This window comes from Eubacterium sp. 1001713B170207_170306_E7, from assembly GCF_015547515.1.
Lineage (GTDB): Bacteria > Bacillota > Clostridia > Eubacteriales > Eubacteriaceae > Eubacterium.
The window spans coordinates 311287-329919 of the sequence record NZ_JADMVE010000003.1 but is presented as its reverse complement, the minus strand read 5'-3'; the positions used below and the strand labels follow the sequence as shown (position 1 = coordinate 329919).

18 protein-coding genes and 1 pseudogene are annotated in these 18633 nt (G+C 51.6%); 1 reads left to right on the top strand and 18 read right to left on the bottom strand.

Annotated elements, in window-relative coordinates; all coding sequences use genetic code 11:
* The 18 genes and pseudogenes from I2B62_RS09545 to mraZ all read right to left on the bottom strand — a co-directional run bounded on the left by I2B62_RS09545 (position 1) and on the right by mraZ (position 18068).
* Positions 1-636: a site-2 protease family protein gene (locus I2B62_RS09545; protein WP_195268736.1), complete on the bottom strand. Its 636-nt coding sequence runs from the start codon at positions 634-636 to the stop codon at positions 1-3.
* 2 nt (positions 637-638) lie between these two features.
* Positions 639-1916 (bottom strand): diaminopimelate decarboxylase, encoded by a 1278-nt coding sequence (lysA, locus tag I2B62_RS09540; RefSeq protein WP_195268735.1) that lies wholly within the window; start codon positions 1914-1916, stop codon positions 639-641.
* A 107-nt stretch (positions 1917-2023) separates the two neighbouring features.
* A complete protein-coding gene (locus I2B62_RS09535; RefSeq protein ID WP_195268734.1) occupies positions 2024-2551 on the bottom strand; it encodes an NUDIX hydrolase in 528 nt (175 codons plus the stop codon).
* 16 nt (positions 2552-2567) lie between these two features.
* Positions 2568-3023 (bottom strand): transcriptional regulator NrdR, encoded by a 456-nt coding sequence (gene nrdR, locus I2B62_RS09530; RefSeq protein ID WP_195268733.1) that lies wholly within the window; start codon positions 3021-3023, stop codon positions 2568-2570.
* A 9-nt stretch (positions 3024-3032) separates the two neighbouring features.
* Positions 3033-4127: a cell division protein FtsZ gene (gene ftsZ, locus I2B62_RS09525; RefSeq protein ID WP_195268732.1), complete on the bottom strand. Its 1095-nt coding sequence runs from the start codon at positions 4125-4127 to the stop codon at positions 3033-3035.
* Between the two features lie 311 nt (positions 4128-4438).
* Positions 4439-4750, bottom strand: a pseudogene (locus I2B62_RS20515) (small basic family protein); the annotation flags it as partial.
* 41 nt (positions 4751-4791) lie between these two features.
* On the bottom strand, positions 4792-5511 hold the full coding sequence (locus I2B62_RS09515; protein ID WP_207735983.1) for a DUF881 domain-containing protein: 720 nt from the start codon (positions 5509-5511) through the stop codon (positions 4792-4794).
* A gap of 18 nt (positions 5512-5529) precedes the next feature.
* Positions 5530-6246 carry a DUF881 domain-containing protein gene (locus I2B62_RS09510; RefSeq protein WP_195268729.1) on the bottom strand — a complete coding sequence of 239 codons (717 nt, stop codon included), beginning with the start codon at positions 6244-6246 and terminating at the stop codon, positions 5530-5532.
* Between the two features lie 14 nt (positions 6247-6260).
* The gene (locus tag I2B62_RS09505; RefSeq protein WP_195268728.1) at positions 6261-7037 is read right to left on the bottom strand and encodes an FtsQ-type POTRA domain-containing protein; all 777 of its coding nucleotides are present in this window, start codon (positions 7035-7037) and stop codon (positions 6261-6263) included.
* 52 nt (positions 7038-7089) lie between these two features.
* Positions 7090-8196 (bottom strand): undecaprenyldiphospho-muramoylpentapeptide beta-N-acetylglucosaminyltransferase, encoded by a 1107-nt coding sequence (gene murG, locus I2B62_RS09500; RefSeq protein ID WP_195268727.1) that lies wholly within the window; start codon positions 8194-8196, stop codon positions 7090-7092.
* A complete protein-coding gene (gene ftsW, locus I2B62_RS09495) occupies positions 8193-9308 on the bottom strand; it encodes a putative lipid II flippase FtsW (RefSeq protein WP_195268726.1) in 1116 nt (371 codons plus the stop codon). Before ftsW ends, murG begins: the two co-directional genes overlap by 4 nt.
* Positions 9308-10684 (bottom strand): UDP-N-acetylmuramoyl-L-alanine--D-glutamate ligase, encoded by a 1377-nt coding sequence (murD, locus tag I2B62_RS09490; RefSeq protein ID WP_195268725.1) that lies wholly within the window; start codon positions 10682-10684, stop codon positions 9308-9310. Before murD ends, ftsW begins: the two co-directional genes overlap by 1 nt.
* A gap of 20 nt (positions 10685-10704) precedes the next feature.
* Positions 10705-11670: a phospho-N-acetylmuramoyl-pentapeptide-transferase gene (gene mraY / locus I2B62_RS09485; RefSeq protein ID WP_195268724.1), complete on the bottom strand. Its 966-nt coding sequence runs from the start codon at positions 11668-11670 to the stop codon at positions 10705-10707.
* A gap of 22 nt (positions 11671-11692) precedes the next feature.
* Positions 11693-13054, bottom strand: a complete 1362-nt coding sequence (gene murF, locus I2B62_RS09480) for a UDP-N-acetylmuramoyl-tripeptide--D-alanyl-D-alanine ligase (protein WP_195268723.1) — start codon at positions 13052-13054, stop codon at positions 11693-11695.
* A gap of 706 nt (positions 13055-13760) precedes the next feature.
* Positions 13761-16055 (bottom strand): penicillin-binding transpeptidase domain-containing protein, encoded by a 2295-nt coding sequence (locus I2B62_RS09475; protein ID WP_243259472.1) that lies wholly within the window; start codon positions 16053-16055, stop codon positions 13761-13763.
* A 114-nt stretch (positions 16056-16169) separates the two neighbouring features.
* Positions 16170-16673 (bottom strand): RAMP4 family protein, encoded by a 504-nt coding sequence (locus I2B62_RS09470; RefSeq protein WP_195268721.1) that lies wholly within the window; start codon positions 16671-16673, stop codon positions 16170-16172.
* Positions 16674-16692: 19 nt separating this feature from the next.
* A complete protein-coding gene (gene rsmH, locus I2B62_RS09465) occupies positions 16693-17628 on the bottom strand; it encodes a 16S rRNA (cytosine(1402)-N(4))-methyltransferase RsmH (RefSeq protein WP_195268720.1) in 936 nt (311 codons plus the stop codon).
* A 17-nt stretch (positions 17629-17645) separates the two neighbouring features.
* The gene (gene mraZ, locus I2B62_RS09460) at positions 17646-18068 is read right to left on the bottom strand and encodes a division/cell wall cluster transcriptional repressor MraZ (protein WP_195268925.1); all 423 of its coding nucleotides are present in this window, start codon (positions 18066-18068) and stop codon (positions 17646-17648) included.
* 286 nt (positions 18069-18354) lie between these two features.
* Between mraZ and I2B62_RS09455 the strand changes: the two genes are divergently transcribed.
* Positions 18355-18624 carry an ACT domain-containing protein gene (locus tag I2B62_RS09455; protein ID WP_195268719.1) on the top strand — a complete coding sequence of 90 codons (270 nt, stop codon included), beginning with the start codon at positions 18355-18357 and terminating at the stop codon, positions 18622-18624.
* Positions 18625-18633 lie beyond the last annotated feature (9 nt).

Here is an 18633-nt window from a genome sequence, read left to right as displayed (position 1 = left end):
TTATGACCAAAGCATTAAAAAAAGTGGGTTTAGTATCATTCTGAACAACCCATCGATCCCATTGATGATGGGGGTGATAATCAGGCCGAATACATTGAACACAACCAGCAGCAGCAGGATAATCATCCCATAGCGTGAGAACTGGTAGAATTTCTGTTTCGCGTTATAGGGCAGAAATTCGGCCAGAATCTGAGAGCCATCAAGGGGCGGTATGGGAATGAGGTTAAAGACCGCGAACATCAAGTTGTACAGGTACATATACTGCAGAATCTGGAGCAGGTACACATTGGCAAAGGGCGAAACCGCATAGATCGCAATGAGCGAAATAAATCCCAGTAAAAGATTGGTGAAGCAGCCCGCCAGGCTGACAACAATAATCCCCTTCCGGTGGCTCTTAAAATTATTCGGGTTGACCGGCACGGGCTTGGCCCAGCCAAACCGGAAAAGCAGCATGCTGATAAAGCCAATGGGGTCAATGTGCTTAAGCGGGTTGACGGTCAGGCGGCCTGCCAGCTTGGGGGTCGGGTCACCCATTGCATCTGCCGCGTAGCCGTGGGCCATTTCATGGAAAGAAATGGCCACCAGAATCCCCGGCAGGCTCAGCAGCAGGTTGATAAAATAACTCGCGCTAAACATAATCAGTCCTCTAACCAGGAAGGAATCCGGTCATTTCGGACCAGGTCTTCAAAGCTTTCACGTTCAACCAGAATTTCGGACCGGTCCCCTTTTAAGAGGACAACAGCCGGTCTTCTGAGACGGTTATAATTGCTGGCCATTGAATAATTATAAGCTCCGGTATGAAGCACTGCCAGCGTATCACCCGGCTGAGGTGACGCCAGCTTAATGGACTTGATGAGGGTATCGGTCTCACAGGCCTTGCCGCTGACGGTTACCACCTCCATCAACGCTTCGTCCTGTGGCTTATTACAGATTACAGCATTGTAGTCTGCCCCATAAAGGGCCGGGCGCGGATTATCTGCCATGCCCCCATCCACGCTCACGTACTTTTTCAGACCTGGAATCTCTTTGACGGTGCCGACCGTATACAGTGTAATACCTGCCGGCGCCGCAAGAGAACGGCCAGGCTCCACGACAATTTTAGGCATGGGAACCTCCCGCTGTGCAGACATCTCACGCATATGATCCACCATTTTAGGAATATAATTGGTGACGTCAAAGCTGGGATCGTCGGGCAGGTAAGGGATGCCAAAACCCCCGCCCAGGTTGATCTCTGTCAGATTCAGCCCATCAGAAAGCAATGCCTTATAAAGATCGAGCATAACCTCTGACGCCAGTAAAAAAGGCTTTTCATCGGCAATCTGGGAGCCAATATGGCAGTGGATCCCCACAGCCTCCACATAGCTCATGTCCTTTGTGCGGCCGATAATTTCACGGGCCTGGCTCAGCGGCAGGCCAAACTTGGAATCAATCTTTCCTGTCTGTATGAGCTCGTGGGTATGGGCCTCGATGCCTGGTGATACCCGAAACAGCACCTTGACCGACTGTTCCAGCTCGTCTGTCAGAAGGCGCAGCCGTTCCAGCTCCCATTCGCTGTCGATCACGATGCGGCCTACCTTATAGCCAAGGGCCATCTCCAGCTCCGCCTGATTCTTGTTGCTGCCGTGAAAGCAGATCCGGGCAGGATTGAAACCACTTTTTACAGCGGTATAGAGTTCCCCGCCTGAGGCCACATCCAGAGAGATGCCCTCACTTGCCACAATCCGGCACATTCCCATGTTTAAAAAGGTTTTACCGGCATAGTTCACATCATAGTCCGCATTGGCCGATTCAAAGGCCGCCTTAATGCGGTTGATGTTGGCTCTTAAAATATCTTCGCTCATCACATAAAGCGGTGTGCCATACTGCTTTGCCAGCGCCACCGTGTCATGACCGGAAAAGATAAAATTTTCTGTCATTCAGTTTCTCCTTAAAAGCTTTAATTTTTTTGCTACAAATAATAAGAAAAGTGATCTGTTATCCTGTGTGCAACACAGATGATAAAAGACCACCTCGATGATTTTATTTACATAAGAGAAAAAAAGCGACCTAAAACACAGGCAGTCTTTGCGTCTGAAAATTTACCTTTGAGGTAAAGCATCTGAACTGTCCGTATAGGCATTTCGACAATTTCGATGAATTCATCATCATCCTGTTTTCTCGGCTCAATTACAAATTGAGACGCCATAAATAAAGTGGTCACTTCATTGGTAAATCCCGGTGAGGGCCACATTTCTCCTAAAAAGTGCAAATCCAGGGGCTTCAGGCCAATTTCTTCCTGCAGCTCCCGTACCGCTGCCTTTTTGGGATCTTCACCCGCTTCAACCAGACCTGCCGGTATTTCCAGGATAACTTTTTCGATGGCCTTTCTAAACTGGCGCACGAATATTATCCGGTTGCCTCTGACAGGCAGAATACCGACCCCCTGCTTGTGGTCTACCAGTTCCCGGAAAGAGGTCCCTCCATCCGGAAGCTCGACTTCGTCGACCTTTAAATTTAAGATGCGGCCATGATAAATTTCCTTGGACGCAATGGTTTTTTCAAAAAATTTCATTCACTACTCCACGCCTTCAGCGTTCCGACATAAGGCGGTTCAGTTCATCCATAAAGGATTCAACATCCTTAAACTCACGATAAACTGATGCAAAACGAACGTAGGCCACCTGATCGATATCCTTAAGCGCGTCCATGACACGCTCTCCAATATAGGATGATTCCACCTCTTTATCTTCAACCTGATAAAGCTCCTTCTCCATTAAATCGACCACACGCTGAATGTTGTCGATGGGTACCGGACGTTTTTCACAGGCTTTGATCATCCCGTTCAAAATTTTATTTTTATCAAAGGGGACGCGCTGCCCGCCTTTTTTAACAACGATCAAGGGAATGTTTTCAATGCGCTCATAGGTCGTAAACCTTTTGGAACACCGGATACATTCCCTCCTTCTACGAATCATAGTGCCTTCTTCAACAGGTCGTGAATCAACTACTTTGCTTTCGTCATAATCACAAAAGGGACACTTCATTCACACACCTTAGTCTTCGTTGCTTAAAAAACCAGGAATCGCAAATTCACCTGCGCCGCTGGTGGTTTTGGTTTCAGTCTTAGGGGCTGTATTTGCAGCTGTGGCATTGGCACTGTTCAGGATTGCAGCTTTTTTAGCTTCCACTTCTTCTGCCGGTAAAAATCCGGTAGCGATAACGGTAATCTGAATTTCATCGCCAAAGCTTTCATCGATGGTCGCACCAAAGATTACGTTGGCGTCCTCGTCGGAGGCTTCTCTCGCAATGGTAGCGGCTCTGTCGACTTCAAAGAGTGACAGGTCTTCGCCTGCGGTAATGTTTAAGAGCACGCCGGTTGCGCCGTCGATTTCGGTTTCCAGCAACGGGCTTAAGATGGCTTCTTTTGCCGCTTCTTCGGCACGGTTTTCACCGGAAGCGCGGCCAACACCCATGTGAGCCAGACCGGCATCCTTCATGATGGTCTTAACGTCGGCAAAGTCAAGGCTTACAAGACCCGGCATAGAGATCAGGTCCGAAATACTCTTGACACCCTGTAATAATACATCATCAGCCAGCTTGAAGGCATCTCTTAAGGAAGTGGTCTTATCGGCCATTCTTAATAAGCGGTCATTTGGAATGGTTACCAGCGCATCGACATTGTCCTGAAGGAAATCACTGGCAATCTGAGCGTTGCGCATACGTACCCGGCCTTCAAAGGAAAATGGTTTGGTGACAACACCAATGGTCAGGATACCCATTTCACGGGCAATTTTTGCAATGATCGGCGCAGCACCGGAACCGGTTCCGCCGCCCATACCAGCAGTGATAAACAACAGATCGGTTTCCTGAATTAAATCTGCAATGGCATCACGGCTTTCTTCCGCAGACTTCTGTCCCATTTCAGGGTTACCGCCCGCACCAAGACCGCCAGTGGTCTTTTCACCAATCTGAAGGCGTTTTTCAGCCAGGGTCAGGGCTAATGCCTGATTATCGGTATTGATGGATATGAAGTCAACACCCTTCAGACCTGATTCGATCATGCGGTTAACGGCATTGTTCCCGCCGCCGCCAACACCAATTACACGAATTCTCGCAAAATTATCATTGTAGCCATCTAATTCAATCACTTTTCTTCCTCCTCTATTTCACGTAAGAAACTCTTAGTTTGTTTTTTATCATCATTTTTTTTTTCTTCATCCAGTTCTTCATCATCTTCAAAAACTTCATCCTCGTCGGAAGCGTCTCCGCGGTAGCCGTCCTTGTCAAGCTCGACAGCTTCGTAGTCTTCTTCCTCATAGTCCTCTGTCTCGTCCAAATCATCGGTCGTGGAATGTATTATTTCTATAGGCTCAGCCTTATGGCCGGTTGAATGGCCATGCTTCTGTTCCTTTGAAATCGCTTTAGGATCTGATTCTTTGCTGCCGGAGCGGAAATAATAGCGCCGGATCTTCGCAAAGCTTGAAAACAGGCTGGTTCCAAAATAAAAGATTGCTGCGTAATATATTGGAATCCCTACCCGGTCACCGATATAGGTCAGCAGCGCCGCCAGAATGGTGTTGCCAAAAAACCCGGTGATAAACAGCTTTTGGTCGAATTTTCCTTCCAGGTCAGCCTGGATGCCGCCAAATACTGAGTTCAGCGAAGCGAGTATCGCGATCGAGAGATAGGATGAATATGCCAGCGGTATTTCAAAAGGCAAAACAACACCGATTAAAAGTCCTGCGAGCAGCCCTATTAATGGATATAGCATCGTTGTCCTCGTTTCTCTGCAAAAAATCAAATTACAGTTTATTACTTTTTGTTACTTTTGTTGAGTCGTAAATATTCTGACTTTTCTATATTAACCTTTATTTCCCAATATTTCAACAGTTGAATAACACTTTCATCAGAATTTAAGTAAATATACATGGATTCCGGGTCTCCAATGGCCTCAATCACAAATGGCGGAGAGGATATCTCATCATCCACATTGATAACCGCACCGCCGCAGTCGATGTTGCTGCTGCTGGTGACGCGCATTTTATTGAGCTGGATCCCCTCTGCACCGGCGGCCTTCAGTTCGTTGATGACGGCCAGCACATCTGAGTTGTGCACCAGGTATTTATTGGGGTTCTCACCGGGCTCGATGGCCTTCTCGCTGTCTTCCAGCGTGATGACAATACCGGGCCCCTGAATGGCGACAGAGCCGTCTGCCATTTGATAGTTTTCGAGCTCTGAGTCCAGATACTGGCCGACAGTGTCGACCACAGACCCGTCATCCGCGATGGCCCTCTGGGCCTCCTCGTAGGTTTCGAGCCGTTTCTGCTCAGCCTCCAGTTTTTTGCTGAGCTCTTCATTTTTCACCTTGAGGTTATCCTCCTCAAGCTCCTGGTTGTATAAGGTCTTCGCGTTGACAAAGGTACGCTGCGCCGGGATATCCTTGGAACCAATCTCCTTCACGATCAGGGCCATTCCGATGCCAACCACCAGAAAGACCGAAACCAGTATCCAGTTCATGGTTTTTTCATTCATACTCTTCATAGCCCACCGCTATTCATCGGCCCCACTGCCTGAGACCGGCGTTGCATACTTAAAGTCAATCACTCCGCTGTAGGCCTTTACCAGAACATTGTCCTCCTGTGAAATAGAAACCTTCAGCTTATTGGACTGCATGACATCCACAACACCGGCCCGCATTTTGATGGCAGCGGACAGGTCCTGGGAATTGCCAATGACTTTCACCTCAAAGGGTGCACCGTATTTGTTACGGTTTATATTAATATAGGAGCCCGCCTGGCGGATCTCCGAGGTATTAATCAATCGTTCGCCATTGATGGAAATGGCCTCAGCCCCCGCTGCGTTCAGCTCATTTACCAGTGAGAGCAGCAGGTCGGAGCTTTTGGAATAAAGGGAGGCGTCATAATCTGTGCTGTCGGTATCAATGGTGATGACCAGGCCTGAACCCGTCACATCCGTTACACCTGCCAGCACCCGCTCCTTTTCCAGCTCCTGCTGTTTTTTCTTTATGACATCATCGGTTCCAGCGGCGTTGGATTCATAATTAGCCAGCTGGTTCTCGAGGTCTTCGAGCTGGTTGTTCAGCTCGTCATTTTTGTTTTCGAGGGCCTTCACTTCAGCAGCCAGATCACCGGCGCGCTCGGAATCGACCGTTCCGCCCAGCTGGTCCACTGTCTTCATTTGAAGGATGATCAATACCCCCACAAAAATACATATTAACGCAATGGCCAAACTGCCTTTTCGCTTCAAGCCTTCACCTCAGTTTATCTTGGTTTCAGAATCGGTTTGTTGCCGCCAGTCGTCAGATTGATGTCCAGATTGCTCTTGTTTTCGGAAAAAACCGTATTGATATAATCGTAAGAGCCCTTAAAGTTATCCAGATCCGACACTGTCATCACCACGTTATTTTTTGTAATGATCCGATAGGTATTGTTTTCCGTAATACCCACTTCCGAAACCTTCGTAAGGTTTCCATCGTTCTGGAAGGTCTTCAGAATCTCCATGACTGTGTCAAACTTCCAGTCTGGACTGAAGGTGACCGGCTGCCCGATTTTGTCAATGGTAATATCCGTGAAGCCTGTGACAATGGGAATATCCGTCTTGCGGAGATACTCACTGCGCTCTACCAGAAGCCCCTCACGGTTGATGTAATTGATCTTGCTGTCATAGTTGACCGCGCAGATGGCCGGCGCTTCCTTGACCTTGATGACAATCTTGTCCGGCATTACTTTTGTTATCTCCAGCTTCTCAACATTTATGAGTTCCTCAATATTATAGTGAGCCTTGTTTAAATCTACCCAAAAAATGCTTTCACCTTCATTGATTCCCGAAGTTTCTACAATTGTTTCGCTATCGACAACTTCATTTCCAATTACTTCAATATGCTTGATGTTAAACACACCGGCGGAAATGGCGCGTGCCATGACAAAAACAAAGACAAATAAAATAGAAACAGCAACCACTAATAGTGTAACATATTTTAGCAGTCTTTTCCTTTTATTTTTTTTTAATTTTTTACGTCTTTGCAGCTTTTCATCCATTTTATCACCATTTACCGGTTTTTGTCACCCTTTTTATTTGTTTTTATTCAATTTATTTGATCAGCTTCAAAGCTTCAGCGCAAATCCGGTCGCCTGCATCCAGTATTGCCCGCTCTTTTGTGGCCCTCCGCATTTTCTCAAGCCCCTTCTCGTCCCGGAGCAGCGCCGGGATGGTCTCAGCCAGCAGGCTCTGTGTCAGCTCCGCGTCGTGGATCAGGATACCGCCGCCGTTGTCTGTAATCACGCGGGCGTTAAATTCCTGATGGTTTCCGGCCGCCATGGGATAGGGCACCAGAATGGATGGAATGCCCACCGCCGCGATCTCGGCCACCGACATGGCCCCGGACCGGCTGACAACCAGATCCCCCGCGCCGATGAGTGTATGGACATCATTGCTGTAAGCTAATACGTTTATATTACGGCAATCATCTAATTTTACATCATTTTCCTTTAAACTATCTAGGACTTTATCATACTGTCCTCTCCCGGTCAGATGATAGACCACCATATCCGGATTGCCGGCATTTTGGACGATAAAGCCGACTGCCGCCTGGTTGATGCTCCCGGCGCCCTGGCTGCCGCCCATGATCACGACCAGCCGCTGGCTGTCCTTAAGCCCGAGCCTGTCTCTGAGGGCCTGGCGGTCGGTCTGTTTAAACACGTCGCGCACCGGGTTGCCTGCCAGAAAGGTTTTATCCTCTGGAAAGTACTCGGCAGCCTCCTTAAAGCTGATGGCCACACGGTCCACTTTTTTGCCCAGCATCCGGTTGGTTTTGCCCGGGTAGGCATTCTGCTCATGGATCATGGTGGGGATGCCCCGCTTGGCGGCCTCGAGCAACAGCGGGCCGCAGGTGAAGCCGCCGGTGCCCACCACCAGATCGGGCTGGTGCCTTTTCAGAACCTTCCTGGAGTCTGAAATGCCGTCAAAGATTCCCTTGACCGCGGCCAGGGTTTCCAGGGACAGCTCCCGTTCAAAGCCCCGTACACGGATGTACTCGATGGGGTAGCCCTCCTTGGGCACGATGTTTTTCTCCATTCCCACCTGCGAGCCGATAAAAATAATCTCGGCGTCGGGCAGGCGCTCCTTTAATTTATCTGCAATGGCCAGTCCCGGATAGATATGCCCTCCGGTGCCGCCGGCCGCCACTAAAATTTTCATTTTCTTCTCCCCTTTCTCTTGCGCAGGTCTGCCTGCCTTGAGATGTTCAATATGGGCCCCAGCATGGCAAAGAGCACGACCATCGAGGTGCCGCCCGCACTGACAAAGGGCAGCGCCATCCCGGTAACCGGAATGACCGAGGTGGCGACCCCGACATTTACAAATACCTGAAAGCCCAGCAGCAGCATGACGCTGCTGGTGTACAAATAACCAAACCGGTCCGGCGAGGTGTTGGCAATTTTAAAGCCCCGCCAGATAATGAAGGCGAAAAGACCCAAAACAAAAACACAGCCGATGAGGCCGAACTCCTCACCGATATTGGCGAAAATAAAGTCATTCTGAAGCTCGGGCAGGAACAGAAATTTCTGCTTGCCGTTGCCCAGCCCCTGGCCAAAGATGCCGCCGGTCCCAATGGCTAAAAGCGACTGGGTAATCTGGTAATCGACGCTGCCGCGGCCCAGGAACACGTTAAAACGCTCCAGACGCCAAGGCTCAATGATCATCAGCACAACGACCCCTGCCACGCCGACTGCCGCATAGGGCGCGAAGCGTTTAAAGCGCACCCCTGCAAAATAGAGCACAGCCACCATGCCAAAGCCAATGGCCATGGCCGCGCTCAGCGAGGGCTCGATGGCAGTGATGCCGCAGATCAGGAAAATCGGGGCCATACACTGCTTGGTAAACTCCCAGGTGCTGCCGTTCAGCACCTCCGGCTCCCGCGTCAGCAGTGAGGAGAGGTAGAGAATGCCTGTGACCTTTGCGAGCTCTGAAGGCTGGAACTGGCCGATGCCGACATTCAGCCACCGCCTGGCATCATTGACCTCTACCCCGATGCCCGGTATCATTACAAGGAGCAGCAGAAAGACCGTCACGACCAGCAGGATCATGCTGATTTTCTTATTATTGTATTTGCGATAATCGATATTGCTCATAAAGCCCATGACAACGAGCCCCAGCGCCACAAACCCAAATTGCTTGAGAAAGAGCGCGTAGCCCTTGCTGCCGTCGACGGTTGATGAGTACATGCTGGCGCTAAAGACCATCAAGAGGCCAAAGCCTACCAATATCAACAGTGCGATGACAAACGGCCTGTCTACTTTTCCTTTTTTCATCAGTTACTCCCGATTCGTTTCACTAAATCCTTAAAGACCTGTCCTCTGATTTCAAAATTATCAAACATGTCCCAGCTGGCACAGGCCGGTGACAGCAGCACCACGTCGCCGGGCAGCGCACATTCGGAGGCGACCTTGACGGCCTCGTCATAATCGCCCACGCGCACGGTGTTGTAATAGCCCTGATTCTGGGCGGTCTCCTCGATCTGTGGAGCCGTGGCGCCGACCAGGATCATCCGTTTTACCTTCTGCTTTACCACCTCGATAAAGTCGCTGTAGTCTTCCTTTTTATCATAACCGCCGGCGATGAGGACCACGGGCTTGGTCATGGCGTTCAGGGCCACGATGGCCGCGTTGGTATTGGTGCCCTTGGAATCGTTGATATAATCCACGCCGCCGATGCTGGCCACAAATTCCTGACGGTGCTCGACTCCGCCAAAGGACTTCAGCGTTTCCGCGATGCTGACCACATCCACGCCCATAAAGTAGGCGAGCACGGTAGCCGCCAGGGCGTTCTGAACATTGTGGGGGCCCTTGATGCCCATTTCCTCAACGCGGCAGATGGGAATGACCGATTCATTGTCATTGATAAAAATACCGCCGTCCATGGCGTAGGCGCCCTGGGCGACCTTTTTATCCAGGCTGAAATAGTATTTCCGGCACTGTGCCTGGCGGCCCAGCTCACAGACCTGCTCGTCGTCGGCGTTGAGCACCAGGAAGTCCTCGCCGCGCTGGTTTTCAAAAATACGGGCCTTGGCGGCAATATAGTTTTCCATGGTGCCGTACCGGTCCATGTGGTCCGGCGACAGGTTTAAGATGGCGGAGGCCACAGGACGGAACTTATTGATGGTCTCGAGCTGAAACGCGCTGATCTCTGTCACGAACACGTCCTCCGGGGCTGCCCCTGTCACATAATTGCTGATGGGGTCGCCGATGTTGCCTACTGTGTAGGTCCTGCGGCCGCTGTTTTTAAAGATCTCACCCGTCAGTGTGGTGGTGGTGGTTTTGCCGTTGGTGCCGGTGATGGCTACAAAGGGGGCCTTTGTCATGCAGTAGGCCAGCTCAGCCTCACCGATGACAGGCACGCCGCAGCGGTAGGCCTCGGTGATGATGGGGATGGTCAGCGGCACGCCCGGGCTGGTGACCACACGGTCGATCTCATTGATAACCTTCGTGTCGATCTGTCTTCCAAAAACCGTTTCGATGCCCTTTTCCTCAAGCTCTGCCAAGGTCTCCCGCACCTGTGGAAACTCTGCCAGAACCACGTCCTCCGGACGATTGTCGGTCAGCACAACTGCTTTGCCGTTATCCATTAAAAGCTTTGAAACCGCCACGCCGCTGCGGGCAGCTCCAATCACTAAAATCTTTTCACTCAATTTTACTCACGCCTCCTAAATTATAAACATAAAAATGCCAGCGCCACAAAGACTGCTGTGACCACCCAGAACACGGTGACGACCCGGGTCTCACTCCAGCCCTTGAGCTCAAAGTGATGGTGGATCGGCGCCATTTTAAAGAAGCGCTTGCCGTGGGTCAGCTTGAAGTAGCCGACCTGGATAACCACCGATAAGGCCTCAATGACATAGAGCAGGCCCGCGATCAGCACGAAGATCTGCATCCGTGTGATGATGGCCATCACGATCACCGCGCCGCCCAGCGCCATGGAGCCCGTATCCCCCATAAAAATCTCCGCCGGGTTTGAGTTGTAGCGCAGGAAGCCCAGGCACGCGCCGATGACCGCGCCGGTGAAAACAGCGGTGCTGACCTGGCTGAGCGCCACGGCCACAGCCAGGAAGAACACACACACAATGGCGGTGACGCCGGAGGCGAGACCGTCAAGGCCGTCGGTCAGGTTGACTGCGTTGGTCACTGCCACGACAGCAAAAAAGGTAAAGGGAACATACCAGATGCCAAAATCGACCGTAGTGCCAGTAAACGGGACGACCAGCTCTGTGCCGATGGAAGGTGTCCACGCCGCGTAGAACGCAATGGCCAGGGCTGCCACAAACTGGAGCACCAGCTTCTGCCAGGCGCGCAGACCCAGGTTATGCTTTTTTGAAACCTTGATATAGTCGTCGATAAAGCCAATGGCCCCAAACGCCACCATCACGGTCAATGGAAAGAAATCCCATTTTCCGGTCAATAAACTGATGATGATCACCGCGATCAAAATCGCGCCCTGAATGACCAGGCCGCCCATGGTGGGGGTGCCGGATTTTTTCATATGGCTCTGGGGGCCCTCCTCACGGATGGCCTGTCCGAAGTGCAGCCGGTGCAGAACCGGCAGGACTCTGGGCATGGCGAGCCAGACAATGACAAACGCGACCAATAAACTGATAATTGAAAATTTTAAAGTATCCATCTTTTCCTTGTTTCCTCTTCCTTTACTCCTGAATCATTTCCAGTGTTTTTTCCAGATGTACGCCCCTGGAGGCCTTGATGAGTATGACGTCTCCCGGTGTCATAAGCTTTCTCAGCAGTCTGCCCGCGCCCTCTGCGTCGGCGGTCCAGAAGCAGCTTTCATCGGCCAGGCTGGCGCCTGCCCCCTTGATGTAGGCCTTTGATTCCGGCCCGACAGCGATGAGCACATCGGCCTTTTCTGCCGCGTAGGCGCCGATCTCAAGGTGGCCGCTCTCAGCCATCTCGCCCATTTCCAGCATATCGCCGAGCACCGCAAGCCTGCGGCTGTTCTTGCCCATGTCCCACAGCATATCGAGGGCCGCCTTCATGGCGTCGGGGTTGGCGTTATAGGAATCGTTGATCACCGTGGTTTCCTTTACCTGGACAATATCCATGCGGTTGCCGCTTGGCTTAAAGGCGTCAAGGCCCCGCTGGATCTCGTCCTGGGTCATCTGATATTTTTTGCCGAGCCAGATGGCGGTCAGGCAGTTATAAACATTGTGAATGCCAGGATAGGCGAAGTGATAGCGCTCGCCGTCTGCCACAAAGCGGATGCCCTGGGCTGAGGACTCCACCTGCTCTGCCCTGAGTGACAGGCCCGCGCTCTGGATACCTACCCGCACGACCGAGAAGGGTTCCTCCGCCTCATTGATCTTATTTAAATACACATCGTCCCCATTGAGCAGCGCAATGTCGTCCGCACCCATGGTCTCGAAAATCTCTTTCTTGGCGGCCAGAATGTTATCCTGGGTTTTCAGGATCTCGATGTGGGCCGTGCCGATATTGGTAATGACGCCGATGTGGGGCCGGACCTCGCCGATGGATTTCCGGATATCATCAAGATGATCCATGCCCATCTCGATCACAGCGATTTCGTGCTCCGGCTGTAAATTAAAGAGGGTCTGGGGGATCCCGTACTCGTTATTAAAATTCCCCTGGGTTTTTAAGGTGTTGTATTTCTGGGACAGCACCGAGGCGATGAGGTCCTTGGTGGTCGTTTTTCCGCTGCTGCCGGTAACGGCGATAACGGGGATAGCGTAGCGGTCCCGGTTGTACTTTGCCAGAGCCTTCATGGCCTCCAGGCAGGATTCGACCAGAATGACATTGATGCCCGCCGGAAAGTCCAGGGCCGCTGTCTCTGTAAAACTTGTTGAGCAGCCCTTTTCAGCCGCGATTTCGATGAAACGGTGTCCATCTACCTTTTCACCCTTAATGGGGATAAAAAGATCGTTTTTTTCGATTTTACGGCTATCGATCGCCGCGCCGCTGATCCAGCCGGTTTTGCCAGTCTGGATGAGCCGGCCTTCTGTGATTTTCACCAATTGCTCAAGTGAAACTTTTTCCATATCTGAGTATCTTCTTTCTCTTGTTGTTTTGTCAAAGACAAACTGAAATTTTTACATACTTTCTTATTATAGCAAAACCACAGGCAAGGTTCCAACAATTTTACATTTTATTTACAAATTGACAAAAAGAAGCAAGAAATTCCTGCTTCTTCAATGATGATCTAAAGCTTAAGCCCCACGACCGTACGAAACGGGCGGTCGCCTCCGTAGCGCGGGACAAGCAATGGATTTTTCAGATATGCCGCAAATCCCAGCACTCTTACCTCACGGCTTCGACGGCTCTGCGTTAGTTATATGCAGCGGTAAGGTAATGAGACCGTAGGCGCAGTTCGGTAAAGTGTTGCGCTCTGCGGTGCGAAAGGGTGAAAATCCATTGCTTTCTCACAGAATCTGAGGGCAGCGGTTCAGCTGTTTTTAGCTGAATGAGATCAATGTTGCCTAAAAATAGAATCCGCCGCACCACAATACAATCAATTTTCATTGGAGCCGATGGATATTTACCCCCGTGGCGCGAGCAGGGTACTTTACCGAACAGCGCCTGCGGTCTCATTGAGAAAGAATGCTGTGCATTTTTCCGCAGAGCCGCCGAAGCTGAGAGGTAAGAGTACTCTGATTGTGCCACATCCCATAATATCCATCGGCGGTTTTAGCTGTTCAGCGACGACCGCCCGTTTCGTACGGTCGCCGCTGTCTCCATCTTAATTGTCTAAGGCTTAAAGGTGACGCTGATCTCACTTCCCTTGTCGACAACGCTTCCTGCTGCCACGGACTGCTCGGCGGCAAAGCCGGAGCCGGTGACTTTGAGGTTGAGGCCAAGGCCGGTGACGATCTCGTTGACAGACTGGATGGACATGCCGTTGAGGTCTGGAACTGTGACCTTGTCGCCATTTTCACTGCTCTGGGAGCCAATTTCAAGCACCAGCTCTGTGTTGGGGTCGTAGACACTCTGGGCCGGGAAGCTCTGGGAAATGACGGTATCGCCGTCGCCCTTCACGTCCAGCTTGTACTTGATGCCCTTTTCCTCCAGAATCTTAACCGCAAAATCCTTTTCCTGGCCGATCAGATCGGGCACGGTGATGGCATTCTGTTGAATCTGGGTGTCGCTGTCGGTCTGGCCGCCCATGTAGTCCAGCACCTGCTTCATCAGGTTGATGGCTGTCGGCGCGGCGCTGGTGCCCCCAAAGGCACTGGGGTCGGGCTCGTCGAGTACCAGAAGAATGGAGTACCGCGGATCCTCGACCGGCGCGTAGCAGAAAAAGGAGGTGACGTAATAGGTGCTGTTGTAAGCGCCGTCCACGAATTTTTCGGCTGTACCGGTCTTGCCGCCGATGCTGTAGCCCTCTGCCAGGCTGGCTAGGGTCGAGTTTTCAGCGACGACATTTTTCATGATGTTGCGCATTTCGGCCGAGGTGTCCGAGGAGATGATCTGCTTGGGGCCGTTCAGCTGGTTATTGACATATTCCTGCTGACTGCTCCCCTTTCCGACAATGGTCGGATTCATGTAATAGCCGTTGTTAACCACGCAGTTCAGCGCTGAGAGCAGCTGAATCGGTGTGGTGGCAAGGCCCTGTCCAAAGGAGAAGGTGGCATAATCCAGCAGGTTGATCTCGCCGTTCCCGTCAAAGGGCCGGTTGATAATGCCCGCTTCCTCGCCGGGCAGCTCGATGCCGGTCTGCTTGCCAAAACCGTAGTTGTAGACATACTGGTAGAAGAGCTGCGGGTCCAGCTTCTGAATGATCTGAACCAGCCCCGGGTTACAGGAGTTGGCAATGGCCTGGGAAACCGTCTGGGTGCCGTGGGAGCCGGTACAGTTAACCGTGACGCCGTTAATGTTGATGGAGCCGCTGCAGTAAACCGTGGTATCCGGTGTCACCACGCCCTCCTCAAGGGCGCTGGACGCGGTCACGGCTTTAAAGGTGGAGCCGGGCTCGTAAATAAAGCTGACTGCCGGGTTTTTCCACATCTCACTGAGCTGATCGGCCTTGGACTTGTCCTTCAGGTCGTTCGCGTGCTTGGAGCTGTAATAGTCGCTGATGCTGTACGGGTCGTTGAGATTGTAATCCGGCTGGGTCGCCATGGCGATGATCTCGCCGGTCTTGGTATCCATGACAATGGCGGTGCCGCTCTTGGCCTTCCATTCCTCAACGGCGGATTTAAGACCCCGCTCGGCCAGCATCTGAATATTGCTGTCGATGGTCAGGGTTAAGTCCTTGCCCTGGGTCGCCTCCTTGATGATCTTGGTCTGGGATGGGATCTGGTTGCCCTGGGCATCCTTCTGGAAATAGATGATGCCGTCGTCACCCTTAAGCTGATCATCGTAGAAGGACTCGACGCCTGCAAGGCCTGTATGGTCCTGGCCTGTGAAGCCGAGGACATAGGAGGCGAAATTCCCGTTGGTGTAATAGCGGCGTTTATCCTCGATCAGCTCGATGCCGTTATAGCTTTTGGTATCGCCCTTTTCGTTTTTAATGGCCTGGTCCTCTTTAATCTCACGGGCCAGGTTATTATCCACCTTGCCCTCGATGAGCACCGCGCTGTTTTCCTTCCGGGTCAATACCTCCCGGGCATCGTCGTAGTCCATGCCCAGCACGTTGACCAGCACCTGGGCGGCCGAATCCGGGTCCTTGACCTCATCGGGCACCGCGTAGACCGTGCCGTCCAGAAAGCTGACGCCCTCGGGGATTTCAGCGGCCACCTTTTCGCCGTCGCCTTTTTTGACCCCGTTTTTGACCTCGACCTTGTCATCCTCAACCTTATTGACCTTGTCTAAAACCTCCTGGTAGTCAAGGTTCAGCTTTTCACTGAGCCCCTTGGCCAGCCGCTCGGGCTCCTTAACCTCCAACGGGATAACGTGAATGGCGGTGGCGGTGGAGTCCTGCACCAGAATGCGCATGTTGCGGTCGTAGATGTTCCCCCTCGAGGCCTTTAACGGCACCTCCTCCACCAGCTGATCCACCTGACGCGAGTACTGGTCGGTGGAGTCGATGATCTGTAAATACATCAGCTTTATTACAAGTATTAAAAATGCAACTGCTAAAATAACAATTGCATAAAACATCCGGGATTGTTTTAAATTTTTCTTTTTTTTCTTACGCGCTCTCATTGTCAGCCTCGATTATTTAAAAATCGAACGGAGCCAGCTGTCGCCCTGGGTGTCCGCTGACGCTCTCTGCGTGTTTTCCATGGTGGTCTCATAAACGTACTGGCTGGCGGTGGGTGTGGTCATGCCGTAGCCTCTGGCGGTGGCTTCAATGCCGCTCAAGTCCTCGGTGCTGGCCATGATCTGCCCGTTTTTACTGTCGTTCACTGCCTGCTTGTCCTCAAGCTCGGCCTGCATGGTGCGCACTTCCTCGTTCAGCTCTGAAATCATGGACTGCTGGAACAAAAGACCGATACAGACCACAAAAATAAGCACGGCCGCGATCACCAGATAGGACAGGGCGGTCAGCTCCTTGGCCTTGGCGCGGCTTCTCGGCTTTCTGCCGCTGGCCTTTGCGGTATTTTTAGCTTTTCGATGCGTTGCTTTTCGGGTGGCGGTACGGCCCAGGCTCTCACTGGCTGAAGCCGTGTCCAAATTCATGGTGTCCGAAATAACCCAACTGTTCTGCATGTTCTCCATTTTGATTTTGCTCCTTGTTCTATAGCTTTTCTGCAATTCTTAATTTAGCGCTTCTGGACCTTCGGTTGGCCTCGATCTCCTCCGGCGTGGGAAGCATCGGTTTGCGCGTAATAATCTTGACTTCCGGCTTCTTCCCGCACACGCAGGTGGGGAACTCCGGCGGACAGGTGCAGGGGTTCTGCCGGTCCTTGAAAAAATGCTTGACGATCCGGTCCTCAAGGGAATGGAAGGTGATGATGCACATGCGCCCTCCGGGCTTCAGTGCTTCGATCCCCGCCGAAAAGGCGTCCTCCAGAATGTCCAGCTCATGGTTGACCTCCAGGCGGATGGCCTGAAAGCTTTTACGCGCTGGGTGCTTCTCCCTGAAGCGCTCTTTGGCCGGGTAGGCGGCCTTGATGAGCTCGCTGAGCTCCAGCGTGGTCTGGATGGGCTTTTTTTCCCTTTCCTTTATAATCGTATTGACAATGCGGCCGGCGAAGCGTTCCTCCCCGTAGACCTGCAGCACCTTTTTTAAGCGCTCCGGCGGGTAGGCGTTGACGACCTCATAGGCCGACAGCTCGGCTGCGCTGTCCATCCGCATGTCCAGCGGCCCGTCGTGGTGGTAGGAAAAGCCCCGGGTTTCATCATCAAACTGAAAGGAGGAAACCCCAAGGTCATAAATAATGCCGTCGATCTGCGAGATGCCGGTCACCTCGAGCACTGCTTTCAGATTGACAAAATTGTTTTTGACAAGCTGCTTGCGGCACGGATAAGGTGCGAGGCGTCTGCCGGCGTAGTCCAGGGCAAAATCGTCCTGGTCGATGCCGATCAGCGTTCCGTCTGCGTTCAGGCGCTGGCAGATCAGCTCTGAGTGGCCGCCGCCGCCCAGGGTACCGTCGACATAGGTACCGTCCGGTCTGATCATCAGCCCGTCTACAGTTTCGTGCAAAAGCACGGTTGTGTGTGAAAATTCCAAAGGCTCCCTCCTTTCGGCTAGATTCCCAGCTCTGCCATTTTATCGGCAATATCGCTGACGTCCATATTGTTGTAGCTGTCCCAGTTTTCAGTGTTCCAGATTTCAAGCCGGTTGGAAACCCCAATGATCTTGGTTTCCTTTTCGAGCCGGGCATGCTTTCTGAGAGACGGCGGGATGGAGATACGCCCCTGCTTGTCCAGCGCGCACTCCGATGCGCCGCTGAAGAAGAAGCGTGTAAAATCCCGGGCGTCCTTATCCGAAATGGGCAGGGTTCTGAGCTTGTTCACAAAGATCTCCCACTCCTCGGTCGAAAAGACAAAAAGGCAGCAGTCAAGCCCCTTGGTAATGACAAAGTCCCTGCCGAGTGCCTCCCTGAATTTGGACGGGATGATCAGACGGCCCTTGTCGTCAATATTATGCTCGTATTCGCCAAAGAACATGCCAAACGCCACCCTTTCTTCCACTAATCTCCCACTTTGTTGGGTCACTACACCAATTCTCCCCACATTATACCACAATGCACCACCCAGGGACAAGTTATTACCACTAACCTTAAATAATTAAATCTTTCCTTTCGCTCTTTATTTTAATGATTTTTGGGTATTCCTTAAGCTGAAGTCCGTTTCAGCCCACATTACCCCTTGTTCTGCGCGCTTTTTTAGTTTAATATAGTAGGGATCATTCAAATACTTTAACGCTATTAAATTGTAAGGAGTACGTGTATAAATGAGAGCAGTAGTTACGGTCATTGGTAAGGACCGCACAGGAATTATTTACAATGTGTCCAAAATTCTGGCAGAGAGCAACGCCAACATCGAGGACATCAGCCAAACGGTTATGCAGGACTTTTTCACCATGATCATGCTGGTGGATGTCTCCAAAATGACCTGTGATTTTGCTCAGCTCAAGGAAGAGCTTGAAGCGCTGAGCAAAACCATCGGCATGTCGATCCGCATTCAGCATGAAGACATTTTTAATGCCATGCATTCCATTTAAGAGGTGATA